The sequence below is a fragment of the Kitasatospora sp. NBC_01266 genome (assembly GCF_036242395.1).
GTDB lineage: Bacteria > Actinomycetota > Actinomycetes > Streptomycetales > Streptomycetaceae > Kitasatospora.
Window position 1 is genome coordinate 7,789,946 of sequence record NZ_CP108458.1, and the last position, 17,776, is coordinate 7,807,721.

Below are 17,776 nucleotides of genomic sequence, written 5' to 3' on the forward strand. Positions count from 1 at the left end.
CCGGAGTCGTGGAACCCGGTGCCCACCCGACGCGGCAGTCGGGCCCTCGGCGTTTCTACAGGCAGCAACTCCAGCCCAGACAAGCAGAAACGGCCCGTCAGTCGAGCTGACGAGCCGTCATGCAAGATCGAGGCTAACCTCGGGCTTTCACGGAGGCTGCTGTCCGATGGATGATCAGAAAAGAGAAAAGTGCTCCTGACCTGCAACGATGGGACTTGTCTAGGGTCCAGTCAGCTGCGTGGAAAGAAGCACTTCTCAGGTGAACACTACCGGGTCGTACCCGCGTGTCCGTGTCGAGGGCAACGGTCGTGGGGTCGTCTCCCAGGCCGGCTCGGTTCTGCTGGTGGAAACGGTCCGCAAAAGCGGTCTGGCTGCGGCGCTGTCTTCGGCTCTCCAGCAATGGCGTAAGCCGCGTGCGGTGCACGATCCGGGCAAGATCCTGCTGGATATGGCCCTTGCCGTTGCCTTGGGCGGGGACTGTCTGGCCGATGTCGCGGTGCTGCGGGCCGAGCCCGCCGTGTTCGGTCCGGTGGCCTCCGACCCGACCGTCTCGCGCCTGGTCGACGCCCTCGCCGCAGCCGGGCCCCGCGCCCTCGCGGCGATCCGGCGGGCACGAGCCGACGTCCGCGAGCAGGTCTGGAAGTTGGCCGGCGAGGCGGCCCCGGACACGGGCGGTGACGTGATCGTGGACATCGATGGGGTGCTGGTCCTGGCGCACTCCGAGAAGGAGCATGCAGCCAAGACCTGGAAGAAGACGTTCGGACACCACCCGCTGTTCGCGTTCGTCGACCACGGCCCAGGCGGGTCCGGCGAACCCGTCGCCGGGCTGCTGCGGCCGGGGAACGCGGGCTCCAACACAGCCGCCGACCACATCGAGGCCGCCCGCCTGGCCCTGGTCCAGCTGCCGAAGAAGTACCGGCGCGGACGCCGCACCTTGATCCGCACCGACTCCGCCGGCGGAACCCACGACTTCCTCAACTGGCTCACCGCACGCGGCCGATGGCTGTCCTACTCGGTCGGGATGACCATCACCGACGCCATCCACCAGGCCGTGCTGAAGATCCCGGCCTCGGCCTGGACCCCGGCCGTCGAACCCGGCGGCGAGATCCGCGACGGTGCCTGGGTGGCCGAACTCGCCGGTGATGTCCTCACGGGCTGGCCGCAGGGGATGCGGCTCGTCGTCCGCAAGGAACGGCCGCACCCCGGAGCGCAGTTGCGGTTCACCGACGCAGACGGCATGCGGCTGACCTGCTTCGCCACCAGCACCACCGGCACCCCGATCGCGCACCTGGAGCTGCGGCACCGCCAGCGCGCCCGCGCCGAGGACCGCATCCGCGCCGCCCGCGACACCGGCCTGCGCAACCTGCCCCTGCACGACGCCGCCCAGAACCAGGTCTGGTTGGAGATCGTCCAGCTCGCGCTCGACCTGCTCGCCTGGATGCCTATGCTCGCGCTGACCGGGCCCGCCCGCCGGTGGGAGCCCAAGCGCATGCGGCTGCGGCTGTTCTCCGCCGCCGCCCAGCTCGTCACCACCGGCCGCCGCAGCTACCTCCGCCTGGCCCGCCACTGGCCCTGGACCGATGTGATCACCGGCGCGTTCGCACGCCTACACGCCCTGCCGGACCCCGGCTGACCAGCGACATCGCCCCATCCCGACGAGCAGTGGACCACTTCCGGAGTCGTGGAACCCGGTGCCCACCCGACGCGGCAGTCGGGCCCTCGGCGTTTCTACAGGCAGCAACTCCAGCCCAGACAAGCAGAAACGGCCCGTCAGTCGAGCTGACGAGCCGTCATGCAAGATCGAGGCTAACCTCTTCGGCTGGCATCTGGATCGCGATGCCCTGGACTTCCTCGCCGCAGTCGACGCCGAGCTCGACGTGGACGAGTACGACATGACCCCAGGCGAGGACACCATCTGAGCGCGCGAACTTGTACTTACCTGGGCACAGGAGTCAGTGCCCCGACAACATCAGGAGTTCAAGTTCAGTAGGCTCCCGCTATGGGTGGTCCAGTATTGGTGATTGAGTTGGCCGAGGCGGTTCCTGTCGCGACAGTCGAGCGGCTCCGGGACGTCCTGGTGGGCTCGTCGACCTGGTTTGTGGAGAAGCGTCCTGGTGGCTACGACCTCAACATAGTCGCCGATCGAATCGGCGTCGCGGACCTGGGCGAAGTCGACGTGCGCCGGCCATTTCTGGTTTACATCATGGGGCCCGGAATCGGGGACGAGGAGATTTTCGAGGCCGAGCACGCGGATGGCCCCAATCTGGAACCGCTCATCGGCTTCAGCCCGACACACGCAGTGGACGTCATCGCCGGATGCAATAGGCCGATCGATCACATCACCACGGCCCTGTTGACGGCTGCCATCATGGACGTGGTCGGCGGCGTCGCTAATGCTGAGCTACTGGATGACCAGGTTGACGTGGTGGCAGGTCTTCCGGGTGTGATCGCTATGACGGACAGCCCGTGGCCGAATGTTTTCGGGACGGCAGAGTTCCTGCGGGCATGGGCTGTTCAACCGAGCTTCCGACTCCTCAAATAATTAGCCGTGACGCCATGTTCGGCTCGCGAGTCAGGATGCATTGTCGCAGGGAGTAGAAGGTCAACGCCTGCTTGGTCCTTCATTTGCCGACCGCCATAACTCGCACATAAAGTAGGTCATGGAGATTTTGGGATCGACAGTGCCAGGTGGTGCGCGTATGTGTCGAGGGCCTGTCGCAGGGCCTGGAAGTATTCCGAGGCTTTCTCTGCGTAATAGATTCGACTGAGCATTCGGTATTCAGGGAGATTTGGATAGACAGGGCGGTCGCGGGTGGCGAAAGGAGGATGGAAGCACGGGGCCAGAGCCCATTCGCTGCCAGTGGCCTTGGCCCAGATGTAGGCCGACGCGCATTCACGAATGAGGCCGTCCTGTTTCGGCTTTGACGTGCTGCTGGTCAAAGGCGGAAGTTGGTCCGCGATGGTGTGCCACTCGTCAAGGCGGAGGTTCCAGAAGGCGCGCTGATGCCGGCGGTGGCTGTAGTCGGGAGGGTCGGGGAGACGGGCGATGTGCTGTGCGAGGGTCTCGAAAGCTTCCGTGAGGTCCCGGCGTGGGGCGACCTGGCCGTCAGGGGAAGTGATTTGGGTTAGCGTGCGTCCGCGTCCGCTGAGGCAGTATGCCGGAATTCCGAGGAACTGGGCGGCACTGAACAGCGACGAGCCGGTTGCGGCCTGGACGAGGTGAACGGCGGCAGTCCTGCGGAACCTGTCATTACTTCCGAGTCGGGCTCTGGCGCCGTCGCTGATAAGAAGGCTGAGCCAGCCATCTGGCAGCCATTGGGGAATATGTTCGGGCAGGTACCCGCGTTCGCGGACGGGGATGATGGGTTTGGTGTCCGGTCCTGGCCTCATCGAGGGTTTGGGGAAGCGAAGGGTGAGGGCGTGTTCGACATCAAGTCTGGTCAGAGGCGTACATCCTGACGCGACGGCGCCCCGGGTCTTGGTCCAGTTGCTGGCCACCACTGGTTCGACGTCTTGGAGCAGGACGCCGAGGCTTCGCTGGAACGTCGGCCGTGGCTGGGCGAGGAGCGTGTCGGCAAGGGCAAGGAGGGCTGCGGTGAGAGTGCTGTTGGGCGGTGTCGCATCCCATCGCACTCGGCCCGAAGGACCTGTTCCGGCAGAGGAAAGGTAGGCATCCAGGGCGGGCGGGAGTTCGAAGGTTGCATGGGCTGCTGCCTTCGGCCAGGTTGCGCAGACCACGGCTGACATGACCTGCAGATCGCGTATTGCAGCGGAGGCGGCCGCCGGGTCATGGCTGGGTGCCAGCAGGCCGATGATCTTGCGCTGCAGCGACGCAAGCTCAGGCGTGAGCGGCCGGGCCGGCAGGACGGCTGCGGTGTCCAGTCGCTGGCCGCAGGGTTGGTGACCGTCCGGCTGCCGGATCTTGGTGCGGCATTGCGCGGGATGAAGACCCGCGACCCACTGGGAGGGAATCAGTGTCCGAGTCGCGCTCCAGTTGCCGCGGCTGTGAGCGGGTTGCACGCAGGACGGGCAGAGATCTTCCAGTAGAGCGTTGTGCTGGAGGCAGGCGAAGACCAGCCCAAAGTGCCACTCAACTTTCCAGGCGCCGCCGTGGCGGCGTTGGATCTCGCTGCCGTCGCCCGCAAGGCACTGCGGGCAGTAGCGGCTGGAGGTCAGGAAGAGCCAGTCCCGGGGCCTGCCGGTCGGGCGCAAGGTGGTGCCCCCTGGGCTGACCAGAGCCTCGGTGACAGCTGGATAGCGGCCCACGAAACGTCGCATGGAGAGCGCTTCTGCCTCGGCCTCGGTCAGGCGCGTGCAACGGGCGAAAGACTCCAGGACGGTGGGTTCCATCATCAGCAGGTGTCGCGCCTGGGAGGACTGATTGCCGACACCTGGAGTGGCCAGGCCGGCCTGGCGCATGAGAACGCTCGGAGCCAGGTCGAGGAGGTGCGCGAGCCGCAGGATGAAGCCGGGAAGACTCTCGCCCGGCAGCGGGTCGAGGCTTCTGGGCAGCGGAGCTGGCTCGTTGGCGGACACGGGCACTGATCACCCCTGGGCCTGAGCAGCCACTGGGCCGTCATCGTCGAAGACGGTGTTCCGTTTACGCCTCGGTTTGGCGGCGGCCTGGTTCTCCGCGCTGGGGAGCGGAGCCGGGATCGTGGGAACCTCACCGGCTTCCGGATCTCGTCCCGGGTCATCGAGGCTCTAACCTCGGGCTTTCATGGCGGCTGCTGTCCGATGGATGATCAGAAAAGAGAAAAGTGCTCCTGACCTGCAACGATGGGACTTGTCTAGGGTCCAGTCAGCTGCGTGGAAAGAAGCACTTCTCAAGTGAACACTACCGGGTCGTACCCGCGTGTCCGTGTCGAGGGCAACGGTCGAGGTGTCGTCTCACAGGCCGGCTCGGTTCTGCTGGTGGAGACGGTCCGCAGAAGCGGGCTGGATACGACGTTGTCAGCGGCTCTCCAGCGCTGGCGCAAGCCGCGTGCGGTGCACGATCCGGGCAAGATCCTGCTGGACATGGCCCTGGCGGTCGCCTTGGGCGGGGACTGTCTGGCCGATGTCGCGATGTTGCGGGCCGAGCCTGCTGTGTTCGGGCCGGTGGCCTCTGACCCGACGGTCTCACGCCTGGTGGACGCCCTCGCCGCGGCCGGGCCCCGCGCCCTTGAGGCCATCCGGCGGGCACGAGCCGACGTCCGCTGTCGGGTCTGGAGGTTGGCCGGCGATGCGGCTCCGGACGCAGACGGGGACGTGATCGTGGACATCGACGGAGTGTTGGTCCTCGCGCACTCCGAGAAGGAGCACGCTGCCAAGACCTGGAAGAAGACGTTCGGGCATCACCCGCTGTTCGCGTTCGTCGACCACGGCGGTGACGGGTCCGGAGAACCGGTCGCGGGCCTGCTGCGGCCGGGGAACGCGGGCAGCAACACGGCCGCCGACCACATCGAGGCCGCCCGCGTGGCCCTGGCCCAGCTGCCGAAGAAGTACCGGCGTGGACGCCGGACCCTGATCCGCACCGACTCCGCCGGCGGTACCCACGACTTCCTCAACTGGCTCACCGCACGCGGCCGATGGCTGTCCTATTCGGTGGGGATGACCATCACCGACGCCATCCACGCCGCCGTGCTGAAGGTCCCGGCCCCGGCCTGGACCGCGGCCGTCGAACCCGACGGCGAGATCCGCGAGGGCGCCTGGGTCGCCGAACTCGCCGGCGATGTCCTCACCGGCTGGCCGACGGGAATGCGGCTGATCGTCCGCAAGGAACGGCCGCACCCAGGCGCCCAGTTGCGCTTCACCGACGCCGACGGCATGCGGCTGACCTGCTTCGCCACCAACACCAAGCACACGCCCATCGCCGCTCTGGAGTTGCGGCACCGCCGGCGGGCCCGCGCCGAGGACCGCGTCCGCGCCGCCCGCGACACCGGACTGCGCAACCTGCCGCTCCACGATGCCGCCCAGAACCAGGTCTGGCTGGAGATCATCCAGCTCGCGCTCGATCTGCTCGCCTGGATGCCCATGCTTGCGCTGACCGGGCCCGCCCGTCGCTGGGAGCCCAAACGCATGCGGCTGAGGCTGTTCTCCGCCGCCGCCCAGCTCGTCACCACCGGCCGCCGCAGCTACCTCCGTCTGGCCCGTCACTGGCCCTGGACCGACGTGATCACCAGCGCGTTCGCCCGCCTACACATCCTGCCGGCGCCCGGCTGACCAGTGACATCGCCCCATCCCGACGAGCACTCACTGCCTTCCGGAGCTGTGGAACCCGGCGCTCACCCGACGCGACAGCCGGGCCCTCACCATGCCCACAGGACAGAAACCCCGGCCCGGACAAGCGAAAACGGCCCGCCAGCCATGCTGACGAGCCGTCATGCAAGATCGAGGCTAATGATGATCTCGTCGAGGAGGTCCTCGTCCAGGAGTTCTCGGCCGCCGTCAATTGCTTCCTTGGCGCCGTCCTCGATAAGGCGGTTGAGGAGCCCGACGACGCCGCCGGTGCGGCGCATCAGGTATTCGGGCATGCCGCCTTCGGTGAGCATTCCGGGCTCGGCGTTGAACAGGCGGAGGCCGTCCTCCAGACCACCGAGGTAGTCATGGAAGGCTTGGATATCACGGGGAGTTGTGTAGCGGAAGCGGTCGAGCTCGACTAACTCGAAGCGACGCTCGGTCTGGGTGACCTCCAGGCCATGGATGCGCGCGTTTTCTGGGGGTGGCACCACCCACTGACGCTCCCGCTTGTCCCACTTCGCGCCCCGCAGCAGGCCCGAGCCGACGATGTCGACACCGATCAGGATGAGGGTGACATTCATGCTCATGAAAGCCCGGACCAGGTCCAGTGCGTCCTGGTCGTCGGCCCGGTGCAATCGGAGCCGGGTAATGTCGTCGATTTTACCGACCGCAGGAGCTCGGAAACCGGCTCTGAACTGCGACGATTCATAGACTACATGTCAGCGACGGGGGTGTGCTGTGGTTTTGTGTCGCTCGTTGGAGTGGTTCTCAAGTGCCCTCGTCGTCTGACGGCCAGATGCCTTCATCGCAGGACTGAGCTGGTCCAGCCCTGTCACCGCGAGCATGGCTCTGTCCGTGAGAACGCGGATATACATCGGTTTGGGAGGCACCCGACGCCCGCTAAGGAAACGAAGTGTTCACGGGTTTCGACAGCAGCACGGGTACGGAGAAGCTGCTGCTGGGGGTGCTGGATGGCCGTGGTAGTCGGGTGTCTAAGGTCGCGTCCATGACGAGGACCACGCCCCCGCGCCCGCTCGATGTCGAGGTGCTCTTCCCGGAACTGGCCGCCTACCGGGGCACGACGACGCGCCTCCACCCGCGGCCGGGGAGCCCGGAGGTGTCGGCCAGCTCGGTGGGCGGCCCGATGCTGTGGCCGGCGAACGAGCCGTGGCCGGTGTGCAGCGAGGCACACGGCCGCCGGCGGGGGCGGCGCCCGGCCGACATCCACCAGTGGCGACAGGTCCTGTCTGCCGCATGGGCCCGGGAGCAGAACCCGGGGCCCACGGATGAGGAGCGGAAGCTCCTGGACGAGCTACGCCTGGAACACCGGCCTCCCGAGGTGTCGGAGACGGACCCGCTGCCGATGATCGGCCTCGCGCAGCTGTACCGGCGGGATCTTCCCGACCTGCCGGTCGGGCCGGGCAACTGCGACCTGCTCCAGGTGTTCTGGTGCCCCTTCGACGCGCACGGCCCGAGCCGGTACGACCTGGAACTGCACCTGCGCTGGCGGCGGTCCTGGGAGGTCGGCGAGATGCTGACCGCACCACCGCAGCCGCTGGTCGTCGGATCCGCCGGGTTCGTACCCGAGCCCTGTGTCCTGCACCCGGAGCAGGTGGCCACCTACCCGTTCGCCGGCCTCCTGCCCGAGGACCTGTGCACCCGGCTCGACGCCTGGGACGAAGCCCAGGAAGAGGAGGCCGAGCAGTCGGCGGACGAGAATGCGGCTGATCCGGTCGGCTACCAGTACGACCTGTCCATCCCGCCCGGCTGGCGCGTCGGTGGCTTCGCCTCCTGGCACGCCACCGACCCGTACCCCATGGACTGCCAGACCTGTAGGACGCCGATGCACCTCCTACTGACCATCGACAGCTCGGAGTGGGACGGCGGCAGCGGCAGCTGGAAGCCGCTGGAGGACCGAGACCTTCCGACCCATCGGTCCGCCACCCCCACTGAAGTCACCGTGGGCCGATTCGGCGAGCTCAACGTCTTCGCCTGCCCCACCGATCCCGACCATCCGCACCGCTGGAGTATCCAGTAGCTCGTAGGGCCTACCTGGTGCGGCAACGTTCTCGTCGGCGAGCGAGGGCGCTATCGCTTCTCGTGAACATCGAACACGCCGCGGTCCGGGTGCCTCCCGAAGCACTGAACAACTGCTGTCGAAACCAGTGGACAAAGCCACGAGCACGAGGGACGTCGAGCGGCCGGATATTTCACTGCCCATTCAACAGCAAGATCGACTATGTTGCGGTGTTATGAGAGGCAGAGACCAGTCGGTGGACATTGCTGGACTCGATGGTGCCTGGAACAGGTCGTGGCCTAAGTGCCCGCCGGAGGCCCGCCGTCTGCGTCACCGGTTCCCAGAACGCTGGGTCCGCTTCCACGCCCTCCCGGAGGGCAAGAGGTATGCGACCTCGGACGCCGAGCACGCCGAGATCCTGCGTCGTCACCACGCGCTTCTGGAGGATCTCCTCGGAGACGTCACGGTCGACGGCGGAGGATTGGTGGCGATCACCTGCTCCTGGTCCGCGACCGGTTCCCCGATTCCGCGAGACACTGCGGTCGCTGCCACCACGCCCGGGGCCGCGCACTGGCGAAGCGATGACCTGGCCATCGAGCCGGGCTTCCACTCGTGGCAGCACCACTACGTCTCCGCGACGGACCTGTACGATCCCGCACTGGACCGGCTCCTGCTCTGCGTAGCCGACGACATGACCGCCGGCGTCATCCTGACCGAACCCGTCTGTGCATGGGTTGTCCACCCCTATGACGGCGGCGTGGACCTCTTCGCCGAGAGCACCAAGGTGCGCGACCAACTCGCCAGCAGATATGCCGAGTGGCTGCCGTCGACGCGGCAGGGGACGTGAGCTGGAACGGCGTCAGGAAGACGAGGGCGACTCGGCAGCTCCGGCCAGGCGGAGACTACGACCGAGGTCACCGACGAGCAGGCGGGGGTGGCGTCGCCACCACCACATGTCGATGGGGTCGAATCCGCTGATCCGGTGGAACTGCGACATGGCGATGCCGTCGTTGAAGACGGTGGCGGCCCGGAATTGGTCGTCGAGGGCTTTGATCCGCGGAGTCCAGATCACGATCACGCGTTCAGCGAGGATCGGCCATGCCTCGTGGAGCCAGTTCCGGCTGTAGAGGTCGTTGGTGTATTCCTCGACCATGTCGTCGTAGCCGTTTTCGACCTCGCCCACGAGCCAGGCCCATTTGTCGACCATCTCTTGGACGGTGAATGCCTTGCGCCAGCCTCGTTGATGCAGGACCTTGCCTGCTGTCTGCTCGTTGTGGGGCTCCATATCGTGGAGCCTCGCATACCGCGCGGTCCGTTGACCAAGGGTTTCCCCTGGTCAACGGAGCTGATCGAGCGGCATTGCTCGAGCGATCAGGTGGCCGCGATCTGGGCTTCGAGGTCGGCGACGCGGCGGTCCTGGAAGCGGAGGTTGGAGCGGGCGGCCTTGAGGCGTTCGTCGAAAGACCGGTTGTCAGCGGTGAGCTGGCGGACGCGCTGCTTGAGGGTGGTGTTCTCGGTGGTGATCCGCTGGATGGCCTCCTGGGTCCATTCGGCTTCCAAGTCGCGGACCTGTCCGAGGAGTTCGCCGATGCGGGTGCGCTGGGCGAGGATCTCGGCGTGGGCGGCCTTGAGGGCGTCCTCGGCGTTCAGGGCCCGTTCGCGCCAGGTCGCCTCGCGTGCCTCGTCCTGGTCGGTGAGCATCTGGGTCCGTCGTTCGCCAGCTTCGGCAATCGCGGTGGCGACCGCGGCTCTGGCATCGGGGTGGTCGTAGAGGAAGGTGCGGGAGACGTTCGCGCGACGGGCGACGGCGGCGACGCTGACCTGGGTCTTCTCGCAGCGGAGCCGGGTGATGGCGTCGCGGACTCGTCCGAGGGCGGCGTCGGTGGTGCGGTGGCGGGCGGCCAGGGCTGCGGCTGTGCGCGGGTCGGGGACGGTGGTGGTCACGCGCATTGCTCCTGTTCGTCGGTGGTGTCGTCGGCCTGGTCCTGCTCGTCGCCGGTGGCCTGGGCGAGGTCGGCTGCGCGGAAGGCGGTGGACCAGACGCGGTGGAAGTAGTCCTGGGGTTTGCGCAGGTCCAGGGCGAGGGCGTCGTCGAGGAGGCCGAGGCCGGCCAGTGCGCTCTCCAGGCCGTCGATGGCGCGGGCTGTGGGTTCGAAGTAGCGGTGGAGGTAGTCGGCGGTGGCGTCATCGGGGGCACCTTCAGCCAAGAGTCGCCACTGTTCGCGCTTGCGCCGCCAGTAGAGGAGGTCGGCGCCGGACAGGACGAACTTGTCGCAGTTGTGGCAGTCCAGGTTCCAGGGGCAGGCGCCGCCCTCGACGACGGGCTGGAAGGTGCAGAACCCGCCCTCGGCCGGGGTGCTGCGGCGCGACAGGTCGATCGCCAGGGCCTGGGCCTGCTCGCGGGTGAGCGGGGTGGCGTCCCCGGCCAGGAGTTGGCCCGGTTGGGCGGTGCCGGGGCCAGCGACCCAGATATGCTGGAGCACGTCCTCCAGATCAGTGCTGGTCAGATGCACGTAATGCTCGGCCATGCGGTCTGAAACCTGGCCGAGGTAACGGCGGATGTGGGTCAGTGAGGCACCGGCCCGCAGCAGATTGGTGGCCAGCGTGTGGCGAGCCTGATGGGGGACGAGCTGTCCCAGGTCGAGTTCGTTCACCCAGTCCCGGAAGCCGCGGTTGAACCACGTGTAGGACAGTGCGGTGGTGCCGGCAGGGTTGCGGACCTTGGTGGCGAACAGGGCCAGCCGGGCCCGTTCGCTGCCCGTCGGTCGACGGCCGTGCCGGTCGACGAAGCGGTCCAGCGTCTTGCGCTGGCGCTCGGCGAGCAGGTCGTAGAGACGGTCCGGGATGCGGATCGCCACGTCGTAGTTCCCGACCTTGGTCTGGTCGTGCCAGAACATCGCCAGCCCGCCGTAGCGGCCGATGCAGTCCCAGCGCAGTTTCACGACCTCGCCGACGCGCCGACCCGTCACCACGATCGTCTCCCAGACGTCCCTCAGTCCCAGGTCATCAGGGTCGTGGACCTCGGCGAGCCGGGTGAGGTTGTCCCCGTCGGCCAGGGCGCGGGCGACCTCGTCGGGGAACGGCCGGCGGGCCCGAAGCGTCTCGTTCCCGGCGTAGGGCATCGCGATGATGAACTCCCGGTCCAGCGCGAGTCGTTCGGCGGTCCCGTGCTCCAGCGCGTCGCGCAGGAGCTTGCGTACCCCGTTGAAGACATCGGTGCGGGTGACCTGGGTGACCGTGGAGGGCTCCCCGGCCAGTCCTTTTATCACCAGCGACGGCAGGCTGTTCTGTTCACGGTGCCGCTGGTCGGCGATGAACCGGGTCATGTGCTCCGCCCGCAGGGCGGACGGGTCGTGGCCGCCGCTGGTGGCGTCGACCTCCAGGAATGCGCTGAGCTCGGTGCAGGCCCGGCGGATGCCGTCGATCGGCGCGGCGGTGCGCGGGCGGCGGGGTGAGCTGATCAGGTCGGCGGTGTAGTCCCAGAGCAGGTCCCGAAGCCAGCGCTGGGAGATGGCGGTGAGGTCGATGTGGCTGGCGCGGGCCGGGAAGCGGATGCCGAAGTGGTCGGTCTCGATGAATCCGGCCTCCCGTGCCTGCTGCGGGGTGAAGTAGACCAACCGCAGGTAGTGGAGCATCTTCTTCACGATCGCGGTGTGGAAGCGGGGGAAGCCGTCCAGGTCCAGGTCGGTCAGTGAGCCGGCGTCGCGCTCGCGTGCGAGGTTGACGAGCTTCTGGATCCAGTCCAGCTTCCAGATGCTGTGCCGGTCTTCCTGGGTGTGGGCGAACAGGGCCCACTGGATCTCGGCCCGCAGCAGTGGCCGCAGGCCGCGCAGGTTGACCTGCTCGGGCCGCGGTGCCGGGTCAACGGCCGCGCACCAGGCACGGAACGCGTTCTGGTCCGCGTAGGAGACGTGAACCGGCCGCCCCTGTTTCTCGTAGCGCTGCCACCAGCTCGACGGGAGGGCGGCCCCTCCCGGACGGCGGTCGCGCATGTAGCGGTGCCGGTGCCAGCAGCACAGCCCCAGCGGGGACATAGCCAGCCCGGGACAGACGGTGACCTGGCAGTTCCCGTAGCCCTCGCACGGCTCCTGATCTGCCACCCACTGGTCGAAGTCCACCGACGCGTCCCGGCCGGCGTCCGAGTACTTCCACATGCCGTAGTGACGGATGCACAACCGCAGCTCGGTGCGCGGCGAGGTGGGTCGGTCGGGGCAGATCAGGCAGGACCCTTCCCGGTCGTACTCGGCGCGCGGCAGCGGCTCGGCGGTGGTGAGGAACTCTGCCCGGGTCCTCCCGGATGCCCGGGCCGTTCGCCACTCCTGGAAGTGCGTCGAGCACAGGTCCAACCCGCTGTGTCGGCCCCGCTCGCATGCGTCGACCACGCAGGCCCACTGGTAGACGCGGTGGCCCTGCGGGACACGGATGATGACGTCGCGGAAGATCGGGTCGAAGGCCGGGGCGCCGATCAGCGCGGTGAGGATCTCCAGCCGGTCGCGCCCTTCGCGGTCGGGGCGGTCGGTGTAGAGCGGCAGCAACGATTTCACGGTCACTTCGTCTCACCCCAGACCGCGCGGAGTGCGGCGTCGAAGGCCGGGTCGTGGACGTCGACGTGTCCGTAGACCTCGTCGACCATCGTGGCCGAGGCCCACCCTCCGGCGTCGCGGGCGATCAGCAGGTTGCCGTCCGAGGCGTCGAGAACAGCCGAGGTGAACGTGTGCCGGAATGCGTGGGGTTTCACGAGCCCCAGACCAGCACGTTTCCCGGCTCGGCCCAGCATGCGGCGGGCCCCGACAGGTGCCCACGGCTGCCCGGTCCCGGGGCCGTGGAGCTGGACCAGGAGCATGCCGTGCGCGGCGGTGCCGCGCGGATACTCGCCGCCGGTGAGGTAGTCGAAGTAGGTGTGCACCATCGCCGGGCTGACCCGCTTGATCAGCCCGCCCGTCACCGTGCCGCGCTCGATCCGCCAGGGGTGCTTGGTCTTCGCCTCGGCCCGGTTCGGGTTGCCGGGCCGGTGGCAGACGTGGACGTGCGGGGTTCGGCACTCGCCGCAGGCCGCGTTCTCGCGCAGGTGCAGGTCCACCAGGTGCAGCCCGCAGAGCTCGCCGATCCGCAGTCCGCCGTCGGCCAGCCAGGTCACCAGCAGCCGGTCGCGGGCCGAGTTCACGGTGGCCAGGAGCTTCTCCCGCGCGCCGTCGGGGAGCATCTTCGGGTGCCGGCGGTGCGGCCCCGTCGGCGCGATCGGGTTGGTGGGCAGCGTGTTCTTCACGTGTCCCAGGAATGCGCGGCGCCGGTCCGCCCGCGTGGGCAACCGGGAGGTGTCGAGCTTCTTGCCGAGCTCACCGTTCATGCCGAGCGAGGACTGGTGCAGGTAGAAGCCCTTCAGGCAGGCCGCCGCAGTGGACAGTGCGGAGCGACCGTAGGGACGCTTACCGATCCGCCACGGCTCGCCGAGCGGCATGAGGACCTCCGCGCCGACGATCCCCATGTAGCGCTCAAGGTCCCGCAGCACGACCTTCTCGAAGGCCAGGCACTCACGCTCCAACCACCGCAGGTGGTCCACCAGGTAGTACGCGTAGGTCTTCTGCGTCCCCGACCCGTCGTGCACGCGCAGGAACCGCTCCGCCTCCTCGTGGAGACCGCCCTCGGGCCACACGATCGTCCACGACCGCCGCCCGTCCTTCCGCTCGATCCGCTGGACCCTCAGGTCCCCGACCACCACTCGCCGTGCCACTCGTCCTCCGTACCGACTCCGAAACATGACGGGCGCTCCGGACACGGTCGGTAAACGAGCCCGCGACGCCCTGGTCACAGGCCCAGACGGACATCACGGGCGGCACTACCTGCGGTCGGTAAAGTCGAGGATCAGGGCCTGCACTCCGTGGTCCTTTGCCGACTGGGCGACCTGACGGACGAGTTGGGGCAGTGTCAGGCCCTTCGTCGGGGCGCCGAAGAAGTCCAGGACCGCCTGGCAGGTGCTCTTCGGCTTCGCGGTCACCGGCGTCTGGACGTAGGCGACGGGGGCATGCAGGTCCCGGGTCCCGGGGACGGTGCGCGGGTTGAGGTGGTCGTGCAAAGCCAGCCAGCGGTCCTCGAAAGCGGCGGCGACCTCGCATGTGGTCTCGGTCTTGCCGTGGTAACCCAGGCCGTTGACCATCACTCCGGAGAGCGTGGAGGAGTTCCGCTTCCATGCGTTGTTGCTGATCCTGCGGTTCACCAGACGCGACACCTTCAGCGACATCGGTGTCTCCTGCAGCGGCAGGTTCACGTGCGTGGCGGTTCGGTGCATGTCGTGAAGCGCCCGCTCCCTTGGGCTCATCGTCCGCCACTGGTCGATCGTGATCACTGGCGCCGGGACGAGTCGGTGCCGGGTGGTGCGAAACTGCTGCCAGCCCTCGAAAGTGTCCCTTCGGAGCGGCTTGTTCTCCAGCAGCTCGGCCAGGACCTCGGCCGAGCCGGGGCCGTCTGTCACGCGTTCTCCCCGATCGCATCGGTGTCGCTGGTGTCGTCCGGCAGCAGGAACAGGTTCCGCCGTCGCAGGGCGTCGCCGAGGCGGGGCGGCGGTGTCGGCCGGTCCGTGACCGCGGCCTCGCGCCGGCGGCGCCGATCGGCATCGACGGCGGCCTGGACGCTGTCCGCTTGACGCGGCCAGGGGACCACCGTCGCCCCCGCCTGCGGTGTGGGCTCCGCAGCCGGTTCAGGTGACGGCGGTCGGGGCCGGTCGGCGGCGGCTTGCGCGGCCTGGGCGGCCCGGCGCGAACGCGCGGTCTTCTCCCGCTTGGTCATCTGCGAAGGCCATTCGGCCACCGGGATCACCGAACCGAGGATCTCCAGCAGCACTGGCAGCAGCTCGGCGTCCGTGAGCGGTTTCAGTCCGCGACGGCGGACCTCGCCGAGCAGGGCCTGGGCGTTCACATCGGAGAACGCGGGGACTTCGCCCTCGGGCGGAAGCCCGGTCCAGCGCAGGACGTGCCAGACCTCCGGGTCGTCGGGGTCCTGGAAGAACACCTGGCGCCGGTCCCTTCGGTCACTGCGGACCACCCACCGGTTCTTGTGCCGGCCGCCCCGCGTTGACGGGCCGCGGAAGCGCTCCTCCTCCAGCACCGGGTCGTAGTAGAAGAGCCCGAGGATCTTCACCCCCCGGTTCGGGTGGATCTTGACATGGTGGGACCGCAGAACCTTGTAGTAGAGCTCCGGGCCAGGGACCTCCAGGTCGAGGCCCCCCTGCTGGACAGCGGCCGCGAACAGCGAGTTCGGGCTGTGCTTCTCGCCCGGCGCCCAACTCGGCGCGTACTCACCCAGCTCCCGCCGCTGCCAGACCCTCACCACCCACGTCGCGATGACGTGCTCCATCTGCTCGATCGTCAGCACCGCGTCCGCCTCCGGATCGGCGCCGCGGTCGGCGACGTCGGCGCCGGTGAACCCGAGCAGGTGCTCCAGCAGCAGCGTCTTGATGGAGGAGAACGCCCGCTCGACTGCGTACTTGTCGTGCGCTCGCAGCGTGCGTGCGGGCAGGATCGTGCAGCCCAACGCCAGCTCGGCGGCGACGATCTGATGGTTCTTGTAGGGACCGCCATGGTCAGTGGTGACCGTCTCCGGCGCGAAGAACGGCAGGGCCGCGACCCGATGGCCGGCGAACTCGGCGACCAGGGCGGCCGGGGCGCCGGGATAGGGCCACTCCATGTCCTCGCCCCAGCCCTCGCGCATCGGCAGCGGCATCATCACGTCCCGCAGCAGCATCGCGATGTCCACGGCAGTGTCCGACACCAGCGTGAGCCGGAACGCGACGATCGAGTGGGTGTAGAGGTCCAGTGCCAGCGACAGGACGACGGAGACCGGCTCGCCGAAAACGTGCTCCCGCAGCTTCACCGGCAGCGGAGTCGAGTCCAGCGCGACGACCTGGCCCGGCCGGTGCACCACCACCCGCCGCCCAGGCTCAGCGATCTCGGCGGTGCGGACGTAGCGCTGCCGCGAGCCGTCGGACCCGAACCACTCCCGCCAGACCACGGCCAGCGTCTTGCGCCCCGGAACGTCCTCGGCCGAGAAGTCGGGGAACGTCTCGTGGATGTACTGACACATCAGCCGGTGTCGGGCCATCATGCTCATCCGAGACCGGCGCAGGAACTCCTGACGGACCGCGAAAACCGCCTCCCGAACCTCTGCCGTCACCGTGGGATGCCCGCCGCCCCGCCGGGTCCAACGGCCGTCCGCGCAGGCCAGCACCACGTCCTCGTCCGGTGCCCGGGCGCCCAGTCGCTCCAGCGTCCGGAAGCTCAGGTGCTCCAGCCCCAGCCGCTTCGCCTCCGCGGGCGACATCTCCTTGATCTCCCGGGCCTTGGCCAGGCGGCGGTCCTTGAGGAAGGTCGTCTCCGGGTCGAATCCCGGCCTCGGTTCGTGAGGCAGGGCCCGCAGCGGGCTTCCGCTGCGATAGCCCGTTTCCGCCTCCAGCAGGTGCTCAGCCCGCAACCGAGCCCGCACCAACTGGTCCTCGGTCAGGTCGGACAGCACCACCGACTGCCGTGAGACCGCAGGGCCCTCCGAGGCCGCCGACCGCAGGCCGGGGTGATTCGCCAGCCAGCGCAACGAGCGGCGTTCACGTTCGCCGCCCGGCCCCGCCAGGACGATCCGCCCCAGATGCGGCTCGACCTCCTCGATCGTCCAGTCGACGCCGCCCAGCCGCAGCCCCGCCCCCGGCGCGACCAGCACCGCTGCCCGGCTCACGACCGCCCCCGGGCGGCCGGCTGTCCGAGCCAGACCAGGGAGCCGTCCTGCAACGGCGATCCGAGGTCCACTCCCAGCCGCCGGTGCCAGAGCAGGTGGATCGCCTCGACCCGAGCCAGCTCCGGCCACTCGGTCGATCCCACCAACTCGGCAAAGGACCGCGGCCCTTCTGCCGCCGCGGCCAGGAGCTGCGGCTGCAGGCCCAACGGGTCCTTGCGTGGCCGGCGCCTGGCCAGCAGGGCGTCCAGCACCCCGAGGACGTGCGGGCGCCAGCCTCCGACGACGGTGTAGCGCCAGCCGGCCGCAGCTGCGACCTCGCGCGTCGCGGCGAACTTCAGCGCGTCCGCGTCCTGAACCAAGGGGGCCGGGCGGACGTCGAACAGCCAGCCGCCGTCGGGCATCAGCGCGAGAAAGTCCGGGACGTGGGCCGACCGGCCACCGGTGTGCTCGAAGTCCAGGCGGAACGGCTGCGGCAACACCTCCCGGACGCGCACGAAGTCCAGGGCCCGCAGCAGATCCCGCTCCTCCAGCGACTCGAAGCCGTGCTGCCGACCGGTGGAGACCAAGGGCTCCAGCCCCGGCCGGTGCCGTTGCCGGGGCCGCCAGGTGAAGCGTCGAACCGGCCGTGAATCCAGCACCGGCACCGACTCCAGATCCCGCACCGGCCAGACGACCTGACCGCCGTCGAACATCCACGTCGTCGCCCACCGCTGCGGCCAGTCCCCATGGAGTACCAGCCGCTGACGGAAGGCGTCATCGCCGGTGAACTGGCTGACCAGCGACGCCAGATCGCACACATCCGACCGAAGCCCCGGCCCA

15 protein-coding genes are annotated in these 17,776 nt (G+C 68.5%); 6 read left to right on the plus strand and 9 right to left on the minus strand.

Annotation, left to right across the window (positions count from 1 at the left end):
• The first annotated feature begins 259 nt into the window (after positions 1-259).
• From OG403_RS33440 to OG403_RS33450, 3 genes are all read left to right on the plus strand, one after another.
• Positions 260-1,633, plus strand: a complete 1,374-nt coding sequence (locus OG403_RS33440; protein ID WP_329571091.1) for an IS1380 family transposase — start codon at positions 260-262, stop codon at positions 1,631-1,633.
• A 58-nt stretch (positions 1,634-1,691) separates the two neighbouring features.
• Positions 1,692-1,919: a hypothetical protein gene (locus OG403_RS33445; protein WP_329572744.1), complete on the plus strand. Its 228-nt coding sequence runs from the start codon at positions 1,692-1,694 to the stop codon at positions 1,917-1,919.
• An 80-nt stretch (positions 1,920-1,999) separates the two neighbouring features.
• Positions 2,000-2,542, plus strand: a complete 543-nt coding sequence (locus OG403_RS33450; protein ID WP_329571093.1) for a DUF6368 family protein — start codon at positions 2,000-2,002, stop codon at positions 2,540-2,542.
• A gap of 116 nt (positions 2,543-2,658) precedes the next feature.
• Here OG403_RS33450 and OG403_RS33455 read toward each other — a convergent pair whose 3' ends face one another.
• Positions 2,659-4,536 (minus strand): TniQ family protein, encoded by a 1,878-nt coding sequence (locus tag OG403_RS33455; protein ID WP_329571095.1) that lies wholly within the window; start codon positions 4,534-4,536, stop codon positions 2,659-2,661.
• Between the two features lie 294 nt (positions 4,537-4,830).
• Between OG403_RS33455 and OG403_RS33460 the strand changes: the two genes are divergently transcribed.
• Positions 4,831-6,204, plus strand: a complete 1,374-nt coding sequence (locus OG403_RS33460) for an IS1380 family transposase (protein WP_329568553.1) — start codon at positions 4,831-4,833, stop codon at positions 6,202-6,204.
• 158 nt (positions 6,205-6,362) lie between these two features.
• Here the strand turns inward: OG403_RS33460 and OG403_RS33465 are convergent, their stop codons facing one another.
• Positions 6,363-6,809, minus strand: coding sequence for a hypothetical protein (locus OG403_RS33465; protein ID WP_329571097.1), 447 nt, complete (start codon positions 6,807-6,809; stop codon positions 6,363-6,365).
• A gap of 419 nt (positions 6,810-7,228) precedes the next feature.
• Here OG403_RS33465 and OG403_RS33470 point away from each other — a divergent pair, with 419 nt between their 5' ends.
• Positions 7,229-8,260, plus strand: coding sequence for a hypothetical protein (locus OG403_RS33470; protein ID WP_329571099.1), 1,032 nt, complete (start codon positions 7,229-7,231; stop codon positions 8,258-8,260).
• 235 nt (positions 8,261-8,495) lie between these two features.
• Entirely contained in the window at positions 8,496-9,086 is a 591-nt protein-coding gene (locus OG403_RS33475; RefSeq protein WP_329571101.1) for a DUF3885 domain-containing protein, read from the plus strand.
• 12 nt (positions 9,087-9,098) lie between these two features.
• On the opposite strand, the gene OG403_RS33480 is transcribed toward OG403_RS33475, so the two are convergent.
• The 7 genes from OG403_RS33480 to OG403_RS33510 form a co-directional block, all read right to left on the minus strand.
• The gene (locus OG403_RS33480; protein ID WP_329571103.1) at positions 9,099-9,524 is read right to left on the minus strand and encodes a hypothetical protein; all 426 of its coding nucleotides are present in this window, start codon (positions 9,522-9,524) and stop codon (positions 9,099-9,101) included.
• Between the two features lie 86 nt (positions 9,525-9,610).
• Complete coding sequence (locus tag OG403_RS33485) at positions 9,611-10,183, minus strand: DUF6262 family protein (RefSeq protein ID WP_329571104.1); 573 nt, start codon at positions 10,181-10,183, stop codon at positions 9,611-9,613.
• On the minus strand, positions 10,180-12,789 hold the full coding sequence (locus OG403_RS33490; RefSeq protein WP_329571105.1) for a tyrosine-type recombinase/integrase: 2,610 nt from the start codon (positions 12,787-12,789) through the stop codon (positions 10,180-10,182). The genes OG403_RS33485 and OG403_RS33490 overlap by 4 nt, the downstream gene beginning before the upstream one ends.
• Positions 12,786-13,970, minus strand: a complete 1,185-nt coding sequence (locus OG403_RS33495) for a tyrosine-type recombinase/integrase (RefSeq protein WP_329571106.1) — start codon at positions 13,968-13,970, stop codon at positions 12,786-12,788. Before OG403_RS33495 ends, OG403_RS33490 begins: the two co-directional genes overlap by 4 nt.
• Before the next feature lie 105 nt (positions 13,971-14,075).
• The gene (locus OG403_RS33500; RefSeq protein WP_329571109.1) at positions 14,076-14,708 is read right to left on the minus strand and encodes a hypothetical protein; all 633 of its coding nucleotides are present in this window, start codon (positions 14,706-14,708) and stop codon (positions 14,076-14,078) included.
• The gene (locus OG403_RS33505) at positions 14,705-16,957 is read right to left on the minus strand and encodes a transposase (RefSeq protein WP_329571111.1); all 2,253 of its coding nucleotides are present in this window, start codon (positions 16,955-16,957) and stop codon (positions 14,705-14,707) included. The genes OG403_RS33500 and OG403_RS33505 overlap by 4 nt, the downstream gene beginning before the upstream one ends.
• Positions 16,954-17,754: a TnsA-like heteromeric transposase endonuclease subunit gene (locus OG403_RS33510; protein ID WP_329571113.1), complete on the minus strand. Its 801-nt coding sequence runs from the start codon at positions 17,752-17,754 to the stop codon at positions 16,954-16,956. The genes OG403_RS33505 and OG403_RS33510 overlap by 4 nt, the downstream gene beginning before the upstream one ends.
• Between the last annotated feature and the right edge of the window lie 22 nt (positions 17,755-17,776).